The 18,204-nt window shown below is 64.2% G+C and carries 16 protein-coding genes; 13 read left to right on the forward strand and 3 right to left on the reverse strand.

The window, feature by feature from the left end; all coding sequences use genetic code 11:
* From VMI09_07655 to VMI09_07675, 5 genes are all read left to right on the forward strand, one after another.
* Positions 1–1,985, forward strand: a 1,985-nt coding sequence (locus tag VMI09_07655; GenBank protein ID HTQ24556.1) for an elongation factor G, incomplete at its 5' end; no start/stop codon positions are given.
* A 78-nt stretch (positions 1,986–2,063) separates the two neighbouring features.
* On the forward strand, positions 2,064–2,288 hold the full coding sequence (locus VMI09_07660) for a DUF2905 domain-containing protein (GenBank protein ID HTQ24557.1): 225 nt from the start codon (positions 2,064–2,066) through the stop codon (positions 2,286–2,288).
* Between the two features lie 38 nt (positions 2,289–2,326).
* A complete protein-coding gene (locus VMI09_07665) occupies positions 2,327–4,528 on the forward strand; it encodes an ATP-binding protein (protein ID HTQ24558.1) in 2,202 nt (733 codons plus the stop codon).
* Between the two features lie 53 nt (positions 4,529–4,581).
* Entirely contained in the window at positions 4,582–5,841 is a 1,260-nt protein-coding gene (gene lpxC / locus VMI09_07670; GenBank protein HTQ24559.1) for a UDP-3-O-acyl-N-acetylglucosamine deacetylase, read from the forward strand.
* Positions 5,842–5,952: 111 nt separating this feature from the next.
* Positions 5,953–6,687 carry an SDR family oxidoreductase gene (locus VMI09_07675; GenBank protein HTQ24560.1) on the forward strand — a complete coding sequence of 245 codons (735 nt, stop codon included), beginning with the start codon at positions 5,953–5,955 and terminating at the stop codon, positions 6,685–6,687.
* Between the two features lie 10 nt (positions 6,688–6,697).
* Here the strand turns inward: VMI09_07675 and VMI09_07680 are convergent, their stop codons facing one another.
* Complete coding sequence (locus tag VMI09_07680; protein HTQ24561.1) at positions 6,698–7,462, reverse strand: NRDE family protein; 765 nt, start codon at positions 7,460–7,462, stop codon at positions 6,698–6,700.
* 388 nt (positions 7,463–7,850) lie between these two features.
* Positions 7,851–8,603: an SDR family oxidoreductase gene (locus VMI09_07685; GenBank protein HTQ24562.1), complete on the reverse strand. Its 753-nt coding sequence runs from the start codon at positions 8,601–8,603 to the stop codon at positions 7,851–7,853.
* Between the two features lie 116 nt (positions 8,604–8,719).
* Between VMI09_07685 and VMI09_07690 the strand changes: the two genes are divergently transcribed.
* From VMI09_07690 to VMI09_07710, 5 genes are all read left to right on the forward strand, one after another.
* On the forward strand, positions 8,720–9,937 hold the full coding sequence (locus VMI09_07690) for an FAD-dependent oxidoreductase (GenBank protein ID HTQ24563.1): 1,218 nt from the start codon (positions 8,720–8,722) through the stop codon (positions 9,935–9,937).
* A 96-nt stretch (positions 9,938–10,033) separates the two neighbouring features.
* Positions 10,034–11,014 (forward strand): MoxR family ATPase, encoded by a 981-nt coding sequence (locus VMI09_07695; GenBank protein ID HTQ24564.1) that lies wholly within the window; start codon positions 10,034–10,036, stop codon positions 11,012–11,014.
* 72 nt (positions 11,015–11,086) lie between these two features.
* Entirely contained in the window at positions 11,087–12,499 is a 1,413-nt protein-coding gene (locus VMI09_07700; protein HTQ24565.1) for a VWA domain-containing protein, read from the forward strand.
* A 206-nt stretch (positions 12,500–12,705) separates the two neighbouring features.
* Complete coding sequence (locus VMI09_07705) at positions 12,706–13,242, forward strand: bifunctional nuclease family protein (protein HTQ24566.1); 537 nt, start codon at positions 12,706–12,708, stop codon at positions 13,240–13,242.
* Between the two features lie 51 nt (positions 13,243–13,293).
* On the forward strand, positions 13,294–14,028 hold the full coding sequence (locus VMI09_07710) for a tetratricopeptide repeat protein (protein HTQ24567.1): 735 nt from the start codon (positions 13,294–13,296) through the stop codon (positions 14,026–14,028).
* Positions 14,029–14,271: 243 nt separating this feature from the next.
* Here the strand turns inward: VMI09_07710 and VMI09_07715 are convergent, their stop codons facing one another.
* Positions 14,272–15,354 (reverse strand): thioredoxin domain-containing protein, encoded by a 1,083-nt coding sequence (locus VMI09_07715; GenBank protein HTQ24568.1) that lies wholly within the window; start codon positions 15,352–15,354, stop codon positions 14,272–14,274.
* Positions 15,355–15,716: 362 nt separating this feature from the next.
* On the opposite strand from VMI09_07715, the gene VMI09_07720 reads away from it, so the two are divergent.
* The 3 genes from VMI09_07720 to VMI09_07730 all read left to right on the forward strand — a co-directional run.
* Positions 15,717–16,091 (forward strand): hypothetical protein, encoded by a 375-nt coding sequence (locus tag VMI09_07720; GenBank protein HTQ24569.1) that lies wholly within the window; start codon positions 15,717–15,719, stop codon positions 16,089–16,091.
* Positions 16,092–16,735: 644 nt separating this feature from the next.
* On the forward strand, positions 16,736–17,587 hold the full coding sequence (locus tag VMI09_07725; GenBank protein HTQ24570.1) for a hypothetical protein: 852 nt from the start codon (positions 16,736–16,738) through the stop codon (positions 17,585–17,587).
* A gap of 8 nt (positions 17,588–17,595) precedes the next feature.
* Positions 17,596–18,204 (forward strand): class I SAM-dependent methyltransferase (locus VMI09_07730; GenBank protein ID HTQ24571.1); only part of this gene is annotated, 609 nt, incomplete at its 3' end.

Here is an 18,204-nt window from a genome sequence, read left to right on the forward strand (position 1 = left end):
GGCCCGACGACGGCACGGCCGTGATGGATTTCGAGCCTGAGGAAGTGCATCGGAAGATTTCGATCAGTTCAGCGTTTCATCACTACAACTGGAAAAAGGACGAAGTCATCGTGGCGGATACGCCGGGCTATCAGGTGTTCCTGCCGGATTCGTTCGCGACCATGCGCGCCGTAGACAGCCTTGTGTTCGTGGCCACCGGCGGTGGCGATCTCAAGGTTGAGTCGGAAAAGATATGGGCCGAGACGAATCAGCTCGGTCTCCCGCGAATAGTCTTCGTCTCGCGGCTGGATCGCGAGCGCACGACCTTCGACAACGCGATGACGGATCTCGAGAAAACGCTCGACGCGCATCCGGTTGCGCTCACGCTGCCGATCGGATCGGAGCTGACTTTCAACGGCGTGATCGACGTGCTCGCGATGAAGGGCTTCATCTATGCCGACGGCAGCGGCAAACCCAAGGAAGAGGCGCTGAATGCCGAACAGAAGGCCCGCGCGGAAGCGACGCGCTCGCGTCTTTGCGAAGCAGTGGCCGAGACCGACGACGCGCTGCTCGAGAAGTATCTGGACAAGGGAGTGCTCGAGGACGACGAACTGCGTGCGGCGCTGCGGGCGGCGACGCTCGCCGGCAAGCTCACGCCGGTACTCTGCGGCTCGGGGCTAAAGAATATCGGGATTGGGCCGCTGCTCGACGCGATCGACGCGCTGCTCCCGGCGCCCAACGCGCGGCCGGCGCGCCAGGGCTTCGCCGGCGCCAACAGCGAGCCGGTCGAGCGCGCGCCCGACCCGGCGGCGCCGTTTTCGGCCTTCGTCTTCAAGACCGTAATCGATCCGTTCGCCGGCAAGCTGTCGATCTTCCGCGTGGTCTCCGGACGCGCCCAAAGCGACGCGGCCGTGCTCAATTCGACGCGCGGCCTGCGCGAGCGCTTCGGCCAGTTGCTTCGGCTCGAAGGCAAGAAACAATCGCCCATCCCGTCCGCTCTCCCGGGCGAGATCGTCGCGGTCGCCAAGCTCAAAGACACCACCACAGGCGATACGCTGTGCGACGAGAAATCCCCGGTTATCTTTCCGCAGGCCGAACGGGCGCCAACGGTCATGTCCTTTGCGATCCGGCCCAAGACCAAAGGCGACGAACAGAAGGCCTCACAAGCGCTGCAGCACCTCGTCGAGGAGGATCGTGCCCTGGAGACCCATCGTGACCCGCAGACCCATGAGATCATCCTGTCGGGCACGGGACAGATGCATATCGAGGTGACGGTCGAGAAGCTGAAGCGTAAATTTAATGTAGAAGTTGAACTTCAAGCCCCAAAGGTCCCCTACAAGGAGACCATCAAGGGCCGCGCCGAAGCCCAGGGCAAGTACAAGCGTCAGTCCGGTGGCCGCGGCCAGTACGGTGATTGCTGGCTCAGAGTGGAGCCGCTCCAGCGCGGCGGCGGCTTCGAGTTCAAAGACGAGATCGTCGGCGGCGCGATTCCGCGCCAGTTCATCCCGTCGGTCGAAAAGGGCGTGCGAAACACGCTTGCCGAGGGTTATCTGGCGGGCTTCCCGATGGTGGACGTCAAGGTGTCGGTCTTCGAAGGCAGCTATCACGATGTCGACTCCTCGGACATGGCGTTCCAGATCGCGGCCTCGATGGGACTTAAGGCGGCGTTCGAAAAGGCCCGGCCGATTATCCTGGAACCCGTGATGGCGCTCGACGTGAGTTGTCCCGACGAATCGATGGGCGACGTGATCGGCGATCTGAACTCGCGCCGCGGTAAAGTGCTCGGGATGGATCGCAAGGGCCAGAGCCAGGTGATCAAGGCGCTCGTGCCGATGTCGGAGATTCTAAAATACGCGCCCGACCTGCGCTCGAAGACGTCGGGCCGCGGATCGTTCGAGGCGCACTTCTCGCATTACGAGGAAGCGCCACCTCCGATCACAGAGCGGATCGTCAAGGAGGCGCGCGAGGCACGCGAGGCCGCGCAAAAGGAGCGCGCGCACGCCTAGCGCCTGTGGTCCGGGCCGCACGCGCAGCTGCGTGGTATGCAAGCGACCGCGCGCGCGGGCGCGTGGTATAAATGACGGATGGCGCCGATCGGAAAGGCACTGATTGTTGCCGGGCTGGTGCTGGCCGTGCTGGGCGCGGTGGTCTGGGGCTACGGATCAGGCTCCATACCGGGGCCTCTACCGGGACGGCTTCCGGGCGATATCTACGTGCGGCGCGGCAACTTCAGCTTTTATTTTCCGCTGACGACCTCGATCGTCGTCAGCATCGTGCTTAGCCTGATCGTGGCCTGGCTGAGGCGCTGACCGTGGCCGGTTATGCTGACGCACGCGATTCCACGCGCGTGGCCGACTTGAAGCGGCGCCGCCGCGAGCTTATTGCGGTGGGCGTGGCGGCGACCGTGCTGGTCGCCTTCGTGCTTGCGCAGACCGAGCTGCCGCCGCTTACGCGCCATACTTCGCTGCTCTCCAACCTGGTCGTAATCCTGCTGTTCGACATCAGCTTTCTCCTGCTCGGTCTGCTCCTGCTGCTGGTCGGACGCAACCTCGCCAAGGTCATCTTCGAGCATCGCCGCGGCCTCATCGGCTCCAAGTTCCAGGTGCGCCTGGTGCTCGGCTTCATCGCGGTGGCGCTGGTGCCGAGCCTGTTCCTGCTCATCGTGGCGGGCGCATTTTTGCGCGCCGACGTTGCCAGCTGGTTCAATCCCGAATACGAACGCGTGCTCGACGACTCGCTCGATATCGCCAAGGTTTACTATCTGAGCGCGGCCAACAACGCCGCTCACTTCGCGCGCGAAATCGCGCGCGAGGCCGCAGCCAAGGGCTTGCTGCGCCCGGAGCGCCGCGCCGAACTCAAGAGCTTTATCGAGGAGCGCCAGGAAGACTACAACCTCGGCACGATCGAGGTGTTCGATCGCGGCCGCCGCCTGCTGCTGATTGCGCTTAGCCCAAAAACCCCGACCGGAATCGGCGTCTCGCCCGACTCGCCGCTGCTCGCGCAGACGCTCGGCGGTCATGCGATGACGCGCACCGACCGTTTCGGCAAGTCCGATGTGATCCGCGGCAGCGCTCCGATCTACGCCTCGCCGGAGTCGGACACGGTGATGGGCGCGGTGGTGGTCGATTACTACTTGCCGCGCAGTCTCGCGCAGCGCGCCGCCGGCATCTCGCAGACCTTCGAGGACTATTTTCAATTGCGCACGTTGCGCCAGCCGATCATGCGCAGCTATTTCCTGGCCCTGATGCTGATCGGGCTGGTCGTCGTGCTGCTGGCGAGCTGGTTCGGGATGTATCTCGCGCGCGGAGTCACGGTTCCAATCAAGCTTTTGGCCGAGGGCACGCAGGCTATCGCGCACGGCGATCTCGAGCATGAAATTCCGTCGGTCGGCGACGACGAAATCGGGCAACTGGTGAATTCGTTCAACCGGATGACGGCCGACCTGCGCTCATCGCAGACCGAACTCGAGCGCCGCCGGGCTTACACGGAAACACTGCTCCGCAACGTGAGCGCGGGCGTGGTCGGGCTCGATTCGCAGGGCGTAATCACTGCGATCAATTCTTACGCAGAACGGATGCTTGGACTTAAGGCAGGGGAGGTGCTCGGGCGCCGATGGCGCTCCGTGTTCCAACCCGCGCTGGCCGACGCGCTCGAGGAAATCTTCGCCGAGCATCGCCGTCCGCACGAGGTGCGCTCCTCGATCAAGCTGCAGCCGGCGGGCGGGAGCGAGATCGAGCTGATGGTCGCCGCGAGCACGCTGGGCGACGGCGCCGACGGCGAGCTCGGGACGGTGCTGTTTTTGGAGGACGTGAGCCAACTTGCCAAGGTCGAGCGGATGGAGGCGTGGCGCGAGGTCGCCCGCCGCATCGCACACGAGATAAAGAATCCGCTGACGCCGATCCAGCTCTCGGCGGAGCGGCTGCGCCGCCAGCTTGCCGAGCGCGCCTCCGATGGCGACGCCAGGCTTATCGATGAGTGCACTCGCATCATCATCGGCGAGGTCGAGGACTTAAAGCGCCTGGTGGGCGAGTTCTCCGCGTTCGCCCGGATGCCGCATCTCAATCCCGTTCCGGGCGACCTCAACCCGTTGGTCGAAGAGACGGTCGCGACGTTTCGCGAGGCCAACCCTGGGGTCGATTTCGCCGCGGTGCTGGCGTCATTGCTGCCGCAAATCGCGATCGACCGCGACGCGCTCAAGCGGGCGATCGTCAACCTGCTGGAAAACGCGGTCAACGCCGCGGTCGGCGCCAATCCCAATGGCGGGGGACCGAACATCGAGGTGCGCACGGCGCTCGATGCTGAAAGCGGGGTCGTCACGCTAGAGGTAAGCGACAACGGCCCGGGTATCCCGCAAGCGCTGCGCTCGCGCATCTTCGAGCCTTATTTTTCGACGCGCAAGGGCGGCACTGGACTCGGCCTCGCGATCGTCTCGGCCATCGTTGCCGACCATCACGGCTTCGTCCGGGTGCGCGACAACCAGCCGCGGGGAAGTAGATTCGTGCTCGAGTTTCCGATAAAAGAGCAGCAATTCGCGAAGGTTCTGGGCTAGGAGCGTCTGGCGCGATCCGACCGGCGCAGTCCGCTTACCGCCAAAGGAAAATAGTGAACGAGACCGTATTGGTGGTTGATGATGAGGAGCGGATCAGGTCATCGCTCCGTGGAATCCTGGGCGACGAGGGCTTTCGGGTGCTCGACACCGGCGACCCGGCCGGCGTGATGGATCTCATCACGCGCGAGAACCCGGCACTGGTCCTGCTCGACATCTGGATGCCCAATATCGACGGCATCGAGCTGCTCCGCCGCATCAAGGCCGAACGGCCCGAAGTCCGCGTGATCATGATCTCCGGCCACGGCAACATCCAGAACGCGGTGGCCGCGACCCGGCTCGGCGCGGCCGATTTCATCGAGAAGCCGTTTTCCGTCAGCGGGCTGCTCACTTCGATCGAACGCGTGCTCGAACGCGAGTCCGGCGGTGTGCGCATGCCCGGCGGAGCGCCGGCCGGCCCGGCCGCGCCGCGGCCCGCGCCGTTCGTGAGCCGCTCCGGGCAGAGACAACGCACGCTCGCGCGCTCGGTGGTCGCGGCAGGGCAGGGCCTTCATTCGGGACTCAAGACCGGCGTAATCCTGCATCCCGCGCCGCCGGGGACCGGCATAGTCTTTTCCTCGGTCGCCGACGAGACCGCGATCGCCGCGCGCCTCGAGAACGTCACCGACACCGGCTACAACACCACGCTCACCGCAGGCGGCCGCTCCGTGCGCACGGTCGAACACTTGATGTCGGCGCTGCACGGCATGGGCATCAGCAACCTGTTGATCAAGACCGACGACGAAGTGCCCGCGCTCGACGGCTCGGCGATCGAATTCTGCCGGCAGATTTCCGAAGTGGGCGTGCAAGAGCAGGAAGCCGCGCTCGAGCCGGTGAGAATCGCGCGCGCGATCGCGGTCGGCAACAACGGCGAGTCGATTCGTATCGAGCCCGCGGACCATCTCATCATCGACTACACCCTGGAGTACCCGCGGCCGATCGGCCGTCAGAGCGTGCACTTCGAGCTGACTTCGCCCGAGGCCTACATGCGCGAGATCGCACCGGCGCGCACCTTCGGCTTCGTGCACGAGTTCCACAAGCTCGCCGAGATGGGTCTCGCAAGCGGGGGCCGACTCGACAATCTCATCCTGATTGACGACGAGAAGGTGGTTAATACGACGCTGCGCTTCGTCGACGAATTCGCGCGCCATAAGGTGCTCGATCTGATCGGCGACCTCTATCTGCTTGGGCGGCCGATCCTGGGCCACGTCATCGCGCACAAGACCGGCCATTCCGATAATTTAGCGCTGCTCCGCGCGGTGAAGGCTGCGCTCTAGACCGTTGCCGCGGTCTTGGCGACTCTAGACCGCTGTCGCGGTCTTGGCGACAATAAGCCCGCGAGCTTTCGGACGGATCGCGTCGGCGATCCCGGAAATCGGCATCACCTGATGGAACTCAAAGGCAAGGCCGCCCTGGTGACCGGCGCCGCGCGCCGCGTCGGCCGCACGATCGCTGAGCATCTAGCCGGACGCGGAGCCGCCGTTGCGGTCCATTACAATCGCTCGCGCAGCGAAGCGGAAGCGGTCGTCGCCGGAATCGAACGCGCCGGCGGCCGCGCGCATCCCTTCGGCGCGAATCTGGAAAGCGTCGCCGAGATCGAGCGGATGGTCGGCGAAGTGCTCAAAACGTTCGGCCGTATCGACGTCCTGGTCAATTGCGCGTCGGTCTTCTATCGCAAGCCGATCGAGGAAGTCACCGAGCACGATTGGGATGTCAATCTCGACACCAACCTCAAGGCGCCGTTTTTTCTCTCCAAGTTCGCGGGCGCGGCGATGCGCCGGCAGGGCGCCGGGAAAATCGTCAATATCGGCGATTGGGCCGGGATTCGCCCGTACAACAACTATTTGCCGTACACCGTTTCCAAGAGCGGGCTTATCGGGTTGACCCGAGCGCTGGCCAAGGCGCTCGCTCCCGAGGTCCAGGTCAATTGCGTCGCGTTGGGCCCGGTGATGCCGCCCGAGGAATACAGCGAAGAGGAAAACGCAAGGCTGGTCGCCGGCACGCTGGTCAAGCGGCTCGGTTCTCCCGAAGACGTCGCGCGCGCGGTGCTCTTTTTGTGCGAAGGCACCGACTTCGCGACCGGCTCGACGCTGATGCTCGACGGCGGCCGCCTCCTGAACTAGCTGGCTGCGCTCAGGCGGCCATCGGCACCGGCGCAGGTGCGAAGCTCGCCGTACAGGGCGGCCCTGCCGCGAAAAAGTGGCTGACGGTACTGTCGGCGCGCTCGAAAATCAGGCTCGCGGAGCGCGTGCCGTAGTCGCCCATGTGCTGGCAGAGCGCGTTGGGCCGTCCCTCGCGAGCGTCGAGTTGCGTCGAGTGGTCGGCCAGCAGATTCGCCAGTTGCGCGCGATGGGCGACCGGATCGCGCGCGAAGTCGGCCGGCGCAAGCAGCGAAGCGAAACGATCGTGCGCGCGGCTGATACGGGGGCATTCGAAATCGTCCAGATCGACGTTGGTCAGCAGATGCATCCCGGGAGCGAGCTTGACCAGTTCGAGCCCGCCGCCGCGGTTGTAGGCGACGTAGGCGGAGTCTCGTGAAGCCATCAGCAGGTTGAATGCGTTGTAATTCGAGCCGCGCTGACCGTGCACGAACGCCGCGGCCTCGTCGGCTGTCCGATGGCGTAGCGCGTCGAGGCATAGCAGTCCGCGCGAGCGCAGCGCCGGATTGGGGTCGCCGTAGTCGGCACGCCGGCGGTTCAGCAGCCCGGCCACCAGCCCGTATTCGTTAATTCCGAGCCACGTGCCGTTCGCCTGGAGGTCCTTGCCGCCGACGACATGCGGATGCGCGAGCAGGGTGGTCGGAGGCAGGGCAGGGCGGGCCAAGTACTCGTCGCGATTGGCCGCGATCACGACGGGGTAATCGGGAAATACCTGGAAATAGATCGCAAGCGTGCACATCGTCCCCCAAACTTGGCAAAACCGAAGCGCCTGAAACAAGGGGGGACCGCCCTGATGGTCGAGCGCTCCTGACGCGCATGCTCCTGACCCGCATGGGGCCAAATGGACGGGCGCTTTCGATGGTTTCTACGTGTCTCGCGTGTCTCGGGAGAGCAATGAAGGCGAGCGTCGAGGAAGCGCCAGAGGTCCTTCCTTTGCGAGGGGCAGAATCAAAGGCTCAGGCTCCCATGACGTGCGCGTTCACGGCCTCGAACCGGCGCGCTACGCGGCCCGTCCGATCGCGGCAATTCACAGTCGGCTGTCGTTTGGTTGATGTAATATTTCGAGTGCCATCTTCGGAACAGAGGATCCGTTTCGTTGGTCTATGGTTCGGTTGGCGCTTGAACGGTCAGGCCCGGGCCTTCGCGCGGCGGAGCCATTCGTCTAAACCGATGCGCCCGAGGCGCGCCTCGCCCAACGGCACCAGCGAGCGCTCCTCGACCCGGCCGCCCCAGTATCGGGCCTCCGGGTCTCTCGCGACCTGACGTGGATCGCCGACCGCTTTCAGATAGCGGGCGACGATTTCGTTGAACGGCGCTCGTTCCGGACCGGCGATCTCGACGATGCCGCGTCGCGGCGCCGCGAGCGCCACCTCCGCAACGATGGCGGCAACGTCATCCGCCGCAATTGGCTGGAACAGGACGGGAGGAAGCCTCACCATGTTTCCATCCGCACTTGAATCGGCGATGCCGCCGAGGAATTCCAGGAACTGGGTCGAGCGGATGATGGTGTACGAGATGCCGGAGCTTTCGATCAGTTTCTCCTGGGCGACCTTGGCGCGGAAATAGCCATTGTCGGTCCGGTCGATTCCGACGATGGATAGCGCGACATGGTGGCGGACGCCCGCCGCGGCCTCCGCCGCGATAAGGTTGCGGCCGGAGGTCTCGAAGAATTCCAGCACCGCCTTGTCTTCAAATGAAGGCGAATTGGCGAGGTCAATCACCACTTGCGCGCCGGCGACGGCCGCTTTGAGCCCTTCGCCGGTGATGGTGTTGATGCCGCTTTTGGGCGAGGCGGCAACGACCTCGTGGCCGCCCTGGCGCAGGATGGCGACGCTCTTCGAGCCGATAAGCCCGGTGCCGCCGATGACGACGATCTTCATATCATGACCTCCTTCATCGTGGCTGACATAACCTGCTATGCGCGCCTCATGGGTGTCCGGTCAAGAAGGACGGCCGGCGTGGCGTCCACGCACCCACTTTGCGATACAATCCGATCATGACGGGCGCGCGGCGCTACGACGTGGTGCTGGTCGGCGGCGGAGTCATCGGAAGCTCGGTCGCGATGGCGCTCTGCGAGCGCGGCCTTAGGACCGCGGTTGCCGATATCGACCTCAGCGGGCGGCTGAGCTCGAGCGAAAAGAACGCCGGCGGCGTGCGCGCGACCTGGTGGCAGCCGGTGAATATCGCGCTCTGCCGCGCTTCGATCAAATACTACGAAAGCGTCCGCGCGGAGGTTGGCTTTCGCCAGAAGGGCTATCTCTGGCTCTACGACGCCGCGACCTGGCCTAAGGCAGTGCAGCATCTCGGCCTGCAGCGCGAACTCGGCCATCCGATCGAAGAGATGGACGCCGCCGCGATCCATGGCCGCGTTCCCGAAATCGATCGGCTCGACGGTATCGCGGGCGCAACCTTTTCGCCCGAGGACGGACTGATCAATTCCAACCTGCTGAAGGAGCATTATCGTTCGCGCTCTCGCGCGCTCGGTGCCGAGTATCTCGACCGGCTCTACGTCCATGCGATCGAAGCGGGCGAGAGCGAAGTGCGAATCGGATGCTGGCGCGCCGACGACGCGCTGCTGGACGAGACCCTGGTCCGCATGATGTCCGAAGACGCGCCGGGAGTGCCTGCGGCGGGCCATCTGGTCGAACTCGCCGCGGACGCGGTTGCGATAACCGGCGGCGCATGGTCGCCGAGCGCGCTCAAGCTGGTCGGGCTGAAGAACCTGAGCGAGCCGATTCGCCGCCAGATCTGTCTCGTCGATAATCGCACGACCAATCTCGACGCCTACGGCATGATCGTCGATACCTCGGGCGTCTATTTTCACAACGAGGGCGCTTACGTACTGGCCGGCTACTCGCCGCTCGGCGAGCCGCCGGGCTATCATTTCAACTACGACGGCGAGCCGTTCTTCATGAACGAGGTCTGGCCCCGGCTCTACGCTCGGATGAGCGCGTTCGAGCGCCTGCGGCACGTCCGCGGATGGGCCGGGCTTTACGAGGTCTCGCCCGACCGCAGCGCGATCGTGGGCCGCGCGGCGCCGCGCGTCTTCGAGGCGCATTCGTTCAGCGGGCGCGGCGTGATGCAATCGTACGGCGCGGGCCAGGCGCTGGCGGAATTGATCGCGGACGGGCATTACCGGCGTTTCGACGCGAGTGCGCTTGCCCGCGAGCGCTTCGAGCGCGGCGCGCTGGCGCTCGAAGAACTGCACATTTGAGAGCCGCGGACGGTTTAAAATCCTCGGCGGCTCATGATAGTTAACAGGGATTGCGCGGCAGCCCGCGCGGGCATCCGCAGCGCCCCAGGAGGATGAATGTTCTCGTCGATCGAAGAGGTAATCGAGCGCTTTGCCGAACAGAAGTACATCGCCAGCCGCCGTATCGCGACGGTGGTGTATCTCGCCGCCGCGCTTAAGAAGCCGATCCTGGTCGAGGGGCCGGCCGGTGTCGGCAAGACCGACCTGGCCAAGGTTCTGGCCCTGGCGCTCGGCCACGATCTCATCCGTCTGCAGTGCTACGAGGGACTGGACGAAGGCAAGGCGCTTTACGAATGGGAATACGCCAAGCAACTGCTCTACACGCAGATTCTGAAGGACAAGATAAGCGAGGTCCTGACCGGAGCGCAGGGGCTTGCCGCCGCCGTCGACCGCATCGCCAAAGAGGACGAGGTCTTTTTCTCCGAGCGCTTCGTGCTGCCGCGGCCGCTGCTGAAGGCGATCACGTCGGACAAGCCGGTGGTGCTGCTGATCGATGAAATCGACAAAGCCGACGCCGAATTCGAGGCCTTCCTGCTCGAACTGCTCTCCGATTTCCAGGTCACCGTGCCCGAGATCGGGACCTTCAAGGCGCGTCAGATTCCGCTCGTCGTGCTGACCTCGAACAACGCGCGCGAGATGTCCGACGCGCTGAAGCGCCGCTGCCTGCATCTCTATATCGACTTTCCCGAGCGCGAGCAGGAACTCGCGATCATCAAGCTCAAGGCGCCCGAGTCGGCCGACAAGCTCGCCGCCGAGGTGGTGACCGTCGTGCAGTCGCTGCGCAAGCTCGACCTCAAGAAGAGCCCCGGGATAAGCGAGACGATCGACTGGGTCAAGGCGCTGACGCTGCTCAATGTGCAGAGTCTCGATCAGGATCTCGTCAACGAGACGCTCGACACGATCGTCAAGTACGAGGGCGACGTGCGCAAGGCACAGGAGGAGCTCAAGGAATACGTGCGGCGCGCACGCGCGCGGCGCGGCAGCGACGTCGGCCCTGCCGGCAGCCCGCCCGCGAGCGACAAAGACCTGCTGAATTAGTAAAGATTTGCTGAACTAGCGCGCCCAAGCCCGCGCCGGGGCGCCTGGCCGGGCGCGGGCCCGAAGCATCCTATGGAAGACAAGCTGGTCGAATTCGCCAATCTGCTGCGTCAAAACGGCGTCCGCGTCTCGCTCGCCGAAACTCTCGACGCGCTCGCCGCCTCGGGGATGACGGGGCTTTCGGACCGCGACACGTTTCGCGGAGCGCTGCGCGCCACGATGATCAAGCGGGCGAGCGAGCTGCCGGTGTTCGAAGAGCTCTTCGACGTTTACTTCTCGGGCCTCGGCGAGATCATCAAGCAGGCCGGGCAGGGCGTGCAGGACGCGCTCTCGATGTCCGACCAGGAATTTCAGAAGTTCCTCGATCAGGTCGAGGAAATGCTCAAGCAGCAGGGCGAAAAGCTCTCGGAGCTTGCGCGCGACCTGCTGCAGAACCGCTCGGGCCAGCTCGAAAAGCGTCTGCGCGAGGCGGCGCGCGCGGTGCGCCTGCAGGGCGTGGAGCGGACAATCGAGGAAAACTACTTCGCTCGGGCGCTCGCCCGCGCGCTCGGGCTGGACAAGCTCGAGCAGGAGATCCGCGAGCTGCGCGAGCAAATCCAAAAGCTCGAATACGGCTCGGCGCTGAAGGCCCAGCTCGAGAAATATCTCGACCGCCGCCTCAAGGCGCTCGAGGACATCATCCGGCGCTACGTGCGGATGGAGCGCGAGAAGCGCGACCTGAAGGCGCGCGAGGAACAGCGGTTAAATCAGCTCTCGGACAAGAGTTTCTACTACCTCAGCGACGAGGAGCTGGATCGCATGAAGGAGGCGGTGACGCGCCTTGCGCAGCGGCTCAAGAACGTGCTCGCCGTGCGCCGCAAGCACGCCAAGAAGGGCCGCTTCGACATCAAGCGCACGCTGCGCCACAACCTGGAATACGGCGGCGTGCCGTTCAAGCTGCGCTTCGAGAAGCGCCGGCGCGAGAAGCCGCAGGTGGTCGTCCTGTGCGACGTGTCGGACTCGGTGCGCAACGCCTCGCGCTTCATGCTGCAGTTCGTGTACTCGCTGCAGGACCTGTACTCGCGCGTGCGCAGCTTCGTCTTCGTCTCCGACATCGGCGAAGTCACCGAGCACTTCCGCTCCAACGACATCAAGGAAGCGCTCGACATCGCGCTCAAGGGCGACGTGATCAACGTCTATGCCCACTCGGATTTCGGCCGCGCCTTCCGCAATTTCGTCGGCGACCATATCGGCGCGGTCAACAAGCGCACCACGGTGATCGTGCTCGGCGACGCGCGCAACAATTACAATCTGCCGCACGACTGGTGCCTGCGCGAAATCCGCCAGCGCGCCCGCCGCATCATCTGGCTCAATCCGGAAAGCCGCAATACCTGGGGATTCGGCGATAGCGAGATGGAACGCTATGCGCCGCATTGCGATTTGGTAGAAGAGTGCCGCAATCTCAACCAGCTCTACCGCGTCGTGGACCATCTGGTCACACGCTAAGCGCCGCGCTCCGCGCGCTCTGGCGCAGCCTCATCGCGAACCTCAGGTTGACCGCCGCACGGGTTTGGTCCAAAATTGTTTCAAGACGCGAAGATCGTAAGCCTGAGCGTTCGCCGATAGGTGCGGGCGGAAGCTTCGCGCGCCGCGGGGAAGCCGGCGGACGCGTAATCGGGAGCGAGCGGAGCGGCTGGACAAAGATATCGATAATGGCTGCGCGCAGAGAAGATTTTATCCTGATGATCGTCGGCGGTCTGACGCTTGACCCTAGTACCAAGATGCCGATCGTTGTGCTCAAGGACCCCGACAACAAGCTCAATCTGCCGATCTGGATCGGTCCGCTCGAAGCGGCCTCGATGGCGACCGAGCTCGAGGGCATCCGGCCGCAGCGCCCGATGACGCACGATCTGCTGCGCAACCTGCTCGGCGACCTCGGTGCGACGGTCGAGGCGGTCGAAGTCACCGAGCTGCGCGAAAACACCTACTTCGCGCGCATCCTGGTCCGCACGCGCGAGGGGCGCGACATGGAGGTCGATTCGAGGCCCTCCGACGCGATCGCGGTCGCGCTGCGCACTAAGTCGCCCATCTACGTCGCGAAGAAGGTGCTCGAGATGTCGAGCGAGCTCCACGAACAGGCGGCCGAGCCCGGCAACGGCAGCGACCAGAACCTGGCCGGGGTCTCACGCGACAAGTGGTCCGAGATTCTCGAGCGGATGTCGCCCGACGACTTCAAGTACAAAATGTAGCCTGGCGGCGATCATCCTCGTGCGCCGCCCGGCGCGCGTCCGCAGAGTCAATTGGCGACCCGGCCCAAGATAAGCCGCAAAGAGCTCAAGCAGCCCGACGAGTTTCAAAGTATTTTTGAAACCGCCGCGCTTTTCTTTGAAGTTCACCGGACCGAGGTGTTTATCGGCCTGGCCGCGCTGCTCGGCGTGGCGGCGCTGGTCTGCGCGATCTATTTTTACCAGGCGGGCAAGACCCGCGCGGCTGCGGCGCGCTTTGAGCGGGCGATGAGCGAGCTCGAGGGCGGCAAGTACGACGCCGCCGAGAACACGCTCAAGGGCCTTGCCGAGGACGAACCGCGCCGCGCGGTCGGCCGGCTCTCGAACCTTTATCTCGGGATCGCGTACCTCGCGCAAAAGCAGCCCGACAAGGCGCGCGACTCATTCAAGCGTTACCTGGCCGCTGACGACTCCTCGATCTTCCGCGGCGCAGCGCTCGACGATCTCGCGGTCACCTACGAAGATCTCGGCGACTTCAAGCAGGCGGAAGACGCCTACCGGCAGGCCGCGAAGGTCGAAGGTCCCGATCAGGCCAGGGCGGAACTCGGTGTCGCGCGGATGCTCAAGCGGCAGGGCAGACGTGCCGACGCGATCGCGGCCTACAATGATTTCCTGACGCAGCATCCGTATGCGCCCGAGCGAACGATCGTGATGGAGACGCTGGCCGAGCTCGGCGCGCCCCCGCCGCCGGCCGCATCGCCGGCGCCCGCGGTGACGGTCAAACCGCTCAAGCCCGCTGGCGCGCCGTAGCGCCGCAGGCCGTATCCAACGCGGCGCTCTCCCGCGCCGGCGCTGCTCGAAACATTTCTGCGTCTGCTGGACCCTCCTTTCAACTGTAATGGGGAGGGTAGAAATGGCGCCTGGCCGAGCAAATCACGTTGGGCCGTTTAACGCCCTCTCCCGCGGTTTTGGGGAAGGATGGGGTGGGGGCGGCGCGAGGAAGCGCCGGGGGTTCTTTCTCTTGGGCGTTTTCTCGTTCTGATCGATCGGCCGCTACTTGCTCGCGCGCTGCTTCAGCTCGGAGTTGATCACGTAGTCGAAGGTCTTGTCCGACGGCAGTCCCGACATCTCGATCCCGTTGATCAGGAAGGTCGGTGTCGAGTTGACGCCGACCGCGTCGCCGTCGTCGCGGTCCTGCGTGACCTGGGCCTCGGCGGCCGGCGCCATGATGCATGCGTTCAGCACCTGCTGGTCCAGCCCGAGCTGGCCGACGTAAGCCGTTACGTGGTCGCGCAGGTTCTCCGGGTTGATCGCGCCCTGGTCGCGATAGATGTTGCCGACGAAGGAAAAGAAGGCCTTGGGATTCTGGCGGCGCACGCATTCGGCGGCGATCGCGGCCTGCATCGCCCACGGATGGATGCTCAAAGGGAAATGCTTGAAGATGAGCCGGACCTTGCCCTTGTACTTGGTATTGACCACGGTTTCGATCTCGCTGAACGCGCGCGCACAGAACGGACACTCGAGGTCGCCGAATTCGATGATCGTCACCGGCGCGTCGTCGGGGCCGAGCGTCGCGCGGTCGTTCAGATGGAGCTTCTGCAGGCTGACGCGGCCCCAGGCGTCCTTGGTAAGGTCGAGTTCGGTCCCGAGGATCGCCTTGGCGGGCGAGTCGGTGATCAGCACCGATTTGGCCGGAGCGCCGGGCGCCTGGCTGGCCGGGCGCAATGGCCGGCTCCAAAGGCCGTGCAGCGGGCCGGGCGTCGCGGGGCCGACGTCGACGTCGCTGAGCACGGCGGTCTTGCCCGTGGCATCCATGTAGAGGACGAAGGTGCCGGACTGGCCGGCGTCGTTATGCATCTTCACGACCCGGGCGGTCATCCCGGCGATCGGCGCGGGCTTGGGCGGTCCGATATCGACCTCGGAGGCGCTCGAGAGGCGAAAGCGCCGCTGCAGGAAAATCTGAAGCCGCATGTTGTCGGGGGCGCTCTGGCCGGCGGCCGGAGCGGCGCTGCCGGACGAGGCGGCGCGGGCGGCGGCGGCGGTTGGGAGGCCGGCCGCAATCGCGGCGCAAGCGGCGATCGCGAATCCGGTCATGACGAGCCCGAGGACGAATCGAGAATTTGACGATGCGCTCATAACGGCCCCCAATCATAGAGACGCGCGAAGGCGCGCGCCAGCAGCGGCCTGGGAGGGAATTGGTGCGCATCCCGGCGGCGCGCGGCGCAGGGAGCCTTGGGCGCGCCGGAGTCGCCGCGGCTTTCTCCGCACCGCTGGTTATACTTCGCATAAGAAATATTATGTCAACTTGAATATCAGAGCTGCGCAACTTGGTCCGGTCGCTCCAGCTCGATATTATCGGCATGCCGAACCTCGGCTGACCCGGACGCGACTCGTCACGGGAGACTGGAGGACCGTAGCCCCCGGTCGGGACAACCGGCCGACCCACTGCATGGGGAGCGCGGCGCTGGTGGCGATCCCGCCAGCACCCGGTGCCGCGCATGAAGGTTCGGCGCGATGGTCGACCGGACGGTCGTTCCAAACACGCAACATTTGAACGTTGGCTGCGCGAGCATGTGCCGCTCGCGTATTTCGGTTTATATGGTGGCGACGATGAAGTCTCGCGCGCCGCGGAATTTCGGCGCCGCAGGCAACTGTGGGAACTCGCGCGCATACGGCGCGATGCCCTCGCCTACTGCGTTGAATGTCACAATCCACTGGTCGCGACCGAGCAAGGCTTTCAGTTCTGCCCTTATGAGCGCGCTAGGCAGCACGAGAAACTGCGCCGTGCACTCGATGAACTAAGTCCCGCGCCCGCTTCCGTTACCACATTTGACTGGGATGCGGCGCGCTGGCGTCGACGCCGGGTCAGTTAGAGTTTTCGGAATCTTCCCCTTTCATCTCGAAGCCATCGCGCGCGCAGGGCGGCATCGCTGATGAAACGCCCCCGCTTGTCACGAGCAGCAGTCGCCGCGCGCGCTCGTCCTGCGCATACCTGCTGGCGCAAACCGTGCGCCACGATGACCAGTATGGACAATGGCGCGCCAAGCGCCGCCCAATCGCTGGAGGTCGCGCACACGTTACTCTCCGTAGCCGAATTGTTTCTCTCGGTGATGATTGATGGCAAGCCGCTTGGCAATGCGCTTGGCATAGTGTTGTCCGGACGCTGGTTCTTGGGTTCGAAGACGTTAAAGACGCGCCCCTCACAACCCACCCCCAGAGGGGCGCGTCTCGATTCTGAGATGCGCGAGGGGCGCCTCGCGGGACGTGCCGGACGGCTGCGACGGCGCGGGCCGTCTGGCGCCCGCGCGCGCACCTACTCTGCTCCGCCGCGCAGCGGCGACTTGATTTCTTTATACGGGAAAACAGACCAAGTCCTTCTCTCCGTGTGGAAAATGAAACGCCGCCCCGGGCGTCCGGCGCGGCATCTCGCGTTCCCCGTCTACTCGCGGTAGAGTAGTCGTGCTTTATGGAAGATGATAATTCAAGCACAAGTTGAGATTTCTGTAAAGCTCGCGCCTTGCTGACCTGCGCCCGCTCGGGCGTTTGGGGTTTCTCCATCGTCTCTGGCGAGGTTCGCCAATTTCCCTGCGGCAGCCCGCGATGCGACGCGTGCGCCCCTCAGTGGGCGCGCCGCCTGCAACGTCGCATCACACCATTCCTCGCGCAGGCGGGCGAGGTCTTTCGCCGCGTGGCTTTGCCGGGCGGGGCGCGCGACCGCACCATGAAATTCGGCACGCTGACCCTCCCGCCGGAGATAGATGCAGGCAAACCTTCTCTCTCGACTGTCGAAGCCGACGCCGTCGCATGGCGGCGCCTGCGCCGGCTTTTGAAGCAAGCGGACGGCGCCGACCTTGGCGCACACGTGCTGCTCTGGAAGCGCGAGGTCGGCGGACGTGGTGAACACCGTCTGCACCGGCATCTCGTGCTTGTGACGCATCTCTCCCACCGCGTGCTGTACCGCTTGGCCCGGCGCGCCGGCTACGGCCTGTCGAAATTCAAGCTGGTGCGCTCCGGCGCGATGGCTGCACGCTACGTGAGCAAATACGTGGCCAAGCCGGACGTTGGATTATCCGCGTGGCCTGCTCGCACTCGTTGGGCGCAGTCGTGGATTAAAGCCCGACGCCGGACGGAACGCGGAGGCTGGCTCGTTGACAAATTTCCTCGATTTGCGACTGCGCGCGCCGTACGCGAGTGTTTTGAACTGATACTCGCGCGACGCGAACGCGGGAAGCATCGGGAGCTCGGCTACTCGCCACACGCGGCGGTCTGGTCACCGGAACTCGGCGGCGCTTGGGTACGCCCTCCACCCAAGCTGCTCCTAAACAGTAGAGCCTCTATTCGACGGGGAAACACACCACTATTAATCTGAGGCGACGAATGAAAACTTTATCGCGGACGTCTCAAGATGCAAATCCGGCTTCACCTCTAGCGCGCTGGCGTGCCGAGAGCTTACGCGCAATAACTCTGGCTAAATCAAATTCGGCTTCGACTCTGAGAGAGCGCACGATCGAGGGACTTCACGAAGCCCTACTCAAAAAGGTCAAAAGTCTGCCGCACATTACTCCGGATACTCCAATCCTGGACATCGGTTGCGGTAGTGGAGCATGGATGAATCGGCTGGCGGCGAATGGATTCGCAGTGCTCCACGGTGTGGATGGGGATACCGAACAGTTCGCAGGCGAGCGAGGAACGTGTTCTGCGGTTAGCCTCGATACCGACGTGGATCTTGGGCTTGGCGACCGCAAATTCGGACTTATAACCTCTATCGAACTCATTGAACATCTGGAAAATCCGGGGACGCTTTTTTTTCACGTGGCAAGGCACCTGTCTGACGACGGAGTGTTCCTGATGACCACTCCCAACATTCATTCACTGCCGTGCCGCTTGCGATTTTTGCTCACTGGAAAATTGAAGGACTTCGATTCCAAGGGAGATCAGACCCACATATATCCAGTATTGCTAACATCGCTTCAGCGGATTCTTCCG

It is taken from the genome of Candidatus Binataceae bacterium (assembly GCA_035500095.1).
Classification (GTDB): Bacteria; Desulfobacterota; Binatia; order Binatales; family Binataceae; genus JAKAVN01.

Coding starts and splice junctions, on each gene's coding strand:
- VMI09_07700 (HTQ24565.1), top strand. CDS start 11,087: ATGGAAGACAAGCTGGTCGAATTCGCCAATCTGCTGCGTCAAAACGGC.
- VMI09_07690 (HTQ24563.1), top strand. CDS start 8,720: ATGACGGGCGCGCGGCGCTACGACGTGGTGCTGGTCGGCGGCGGAGTC.
- VMI09_07720 (HTQ24569.1), top strand. CDS start 15,717: ATGAAGGTTCGGCGCGATGGTCGACCGGACGGTCGTTCCAAACACGCA.
- VMI09_07675 (HTQ24560.1), top strand. CDS start 5,953: ATGGAACTCAAAGGCAAGGCCGCCCTGGTGACCGGCGCCGCGCGCCGC.
- VMI09_07685 (HTQ24562.1), bottom strand. CDS start 8,603: ATGAAGATCGTCGTCATCGGCGGCACCGGGCTTATCGGCTCGAAGAGC.
- VMI09_07715 (HTQ24568.1), bottom strand. CDS start 15,354: ATGAGCGCATCGTCAAATTCTCGATTCGTCCTCGGGCTCGTCATGACC.
- VMI09_07660 (HTQ24557.1), top strand. CDS start 2,064: ATGGCGCCGATCGGAAAGGCACTGATTGTTGCCGGGCTGGTGCTGGCC.
- VMI09_07705 (HTQ24566.1), top strand. CDS start 12,706: ATGGCTGCGCGCAGAGAAGATTTTATCCTGATGATCGTCGGCGGTCTG.
- VMI09_07680 (HTQ24561.1), bottom strand. CDS start 7,462: ATGTGCACGCTTGCGATCTATTTCCAGGTATTTCCCGATTACCCCGTC.
- VMI09_07695 (HTQ24564.1), top strand. CDS start 10,034: ATGTTCTCGTCGATCGAAGAGGTAATCGAGCGCTTTGCCGAACAGAAG.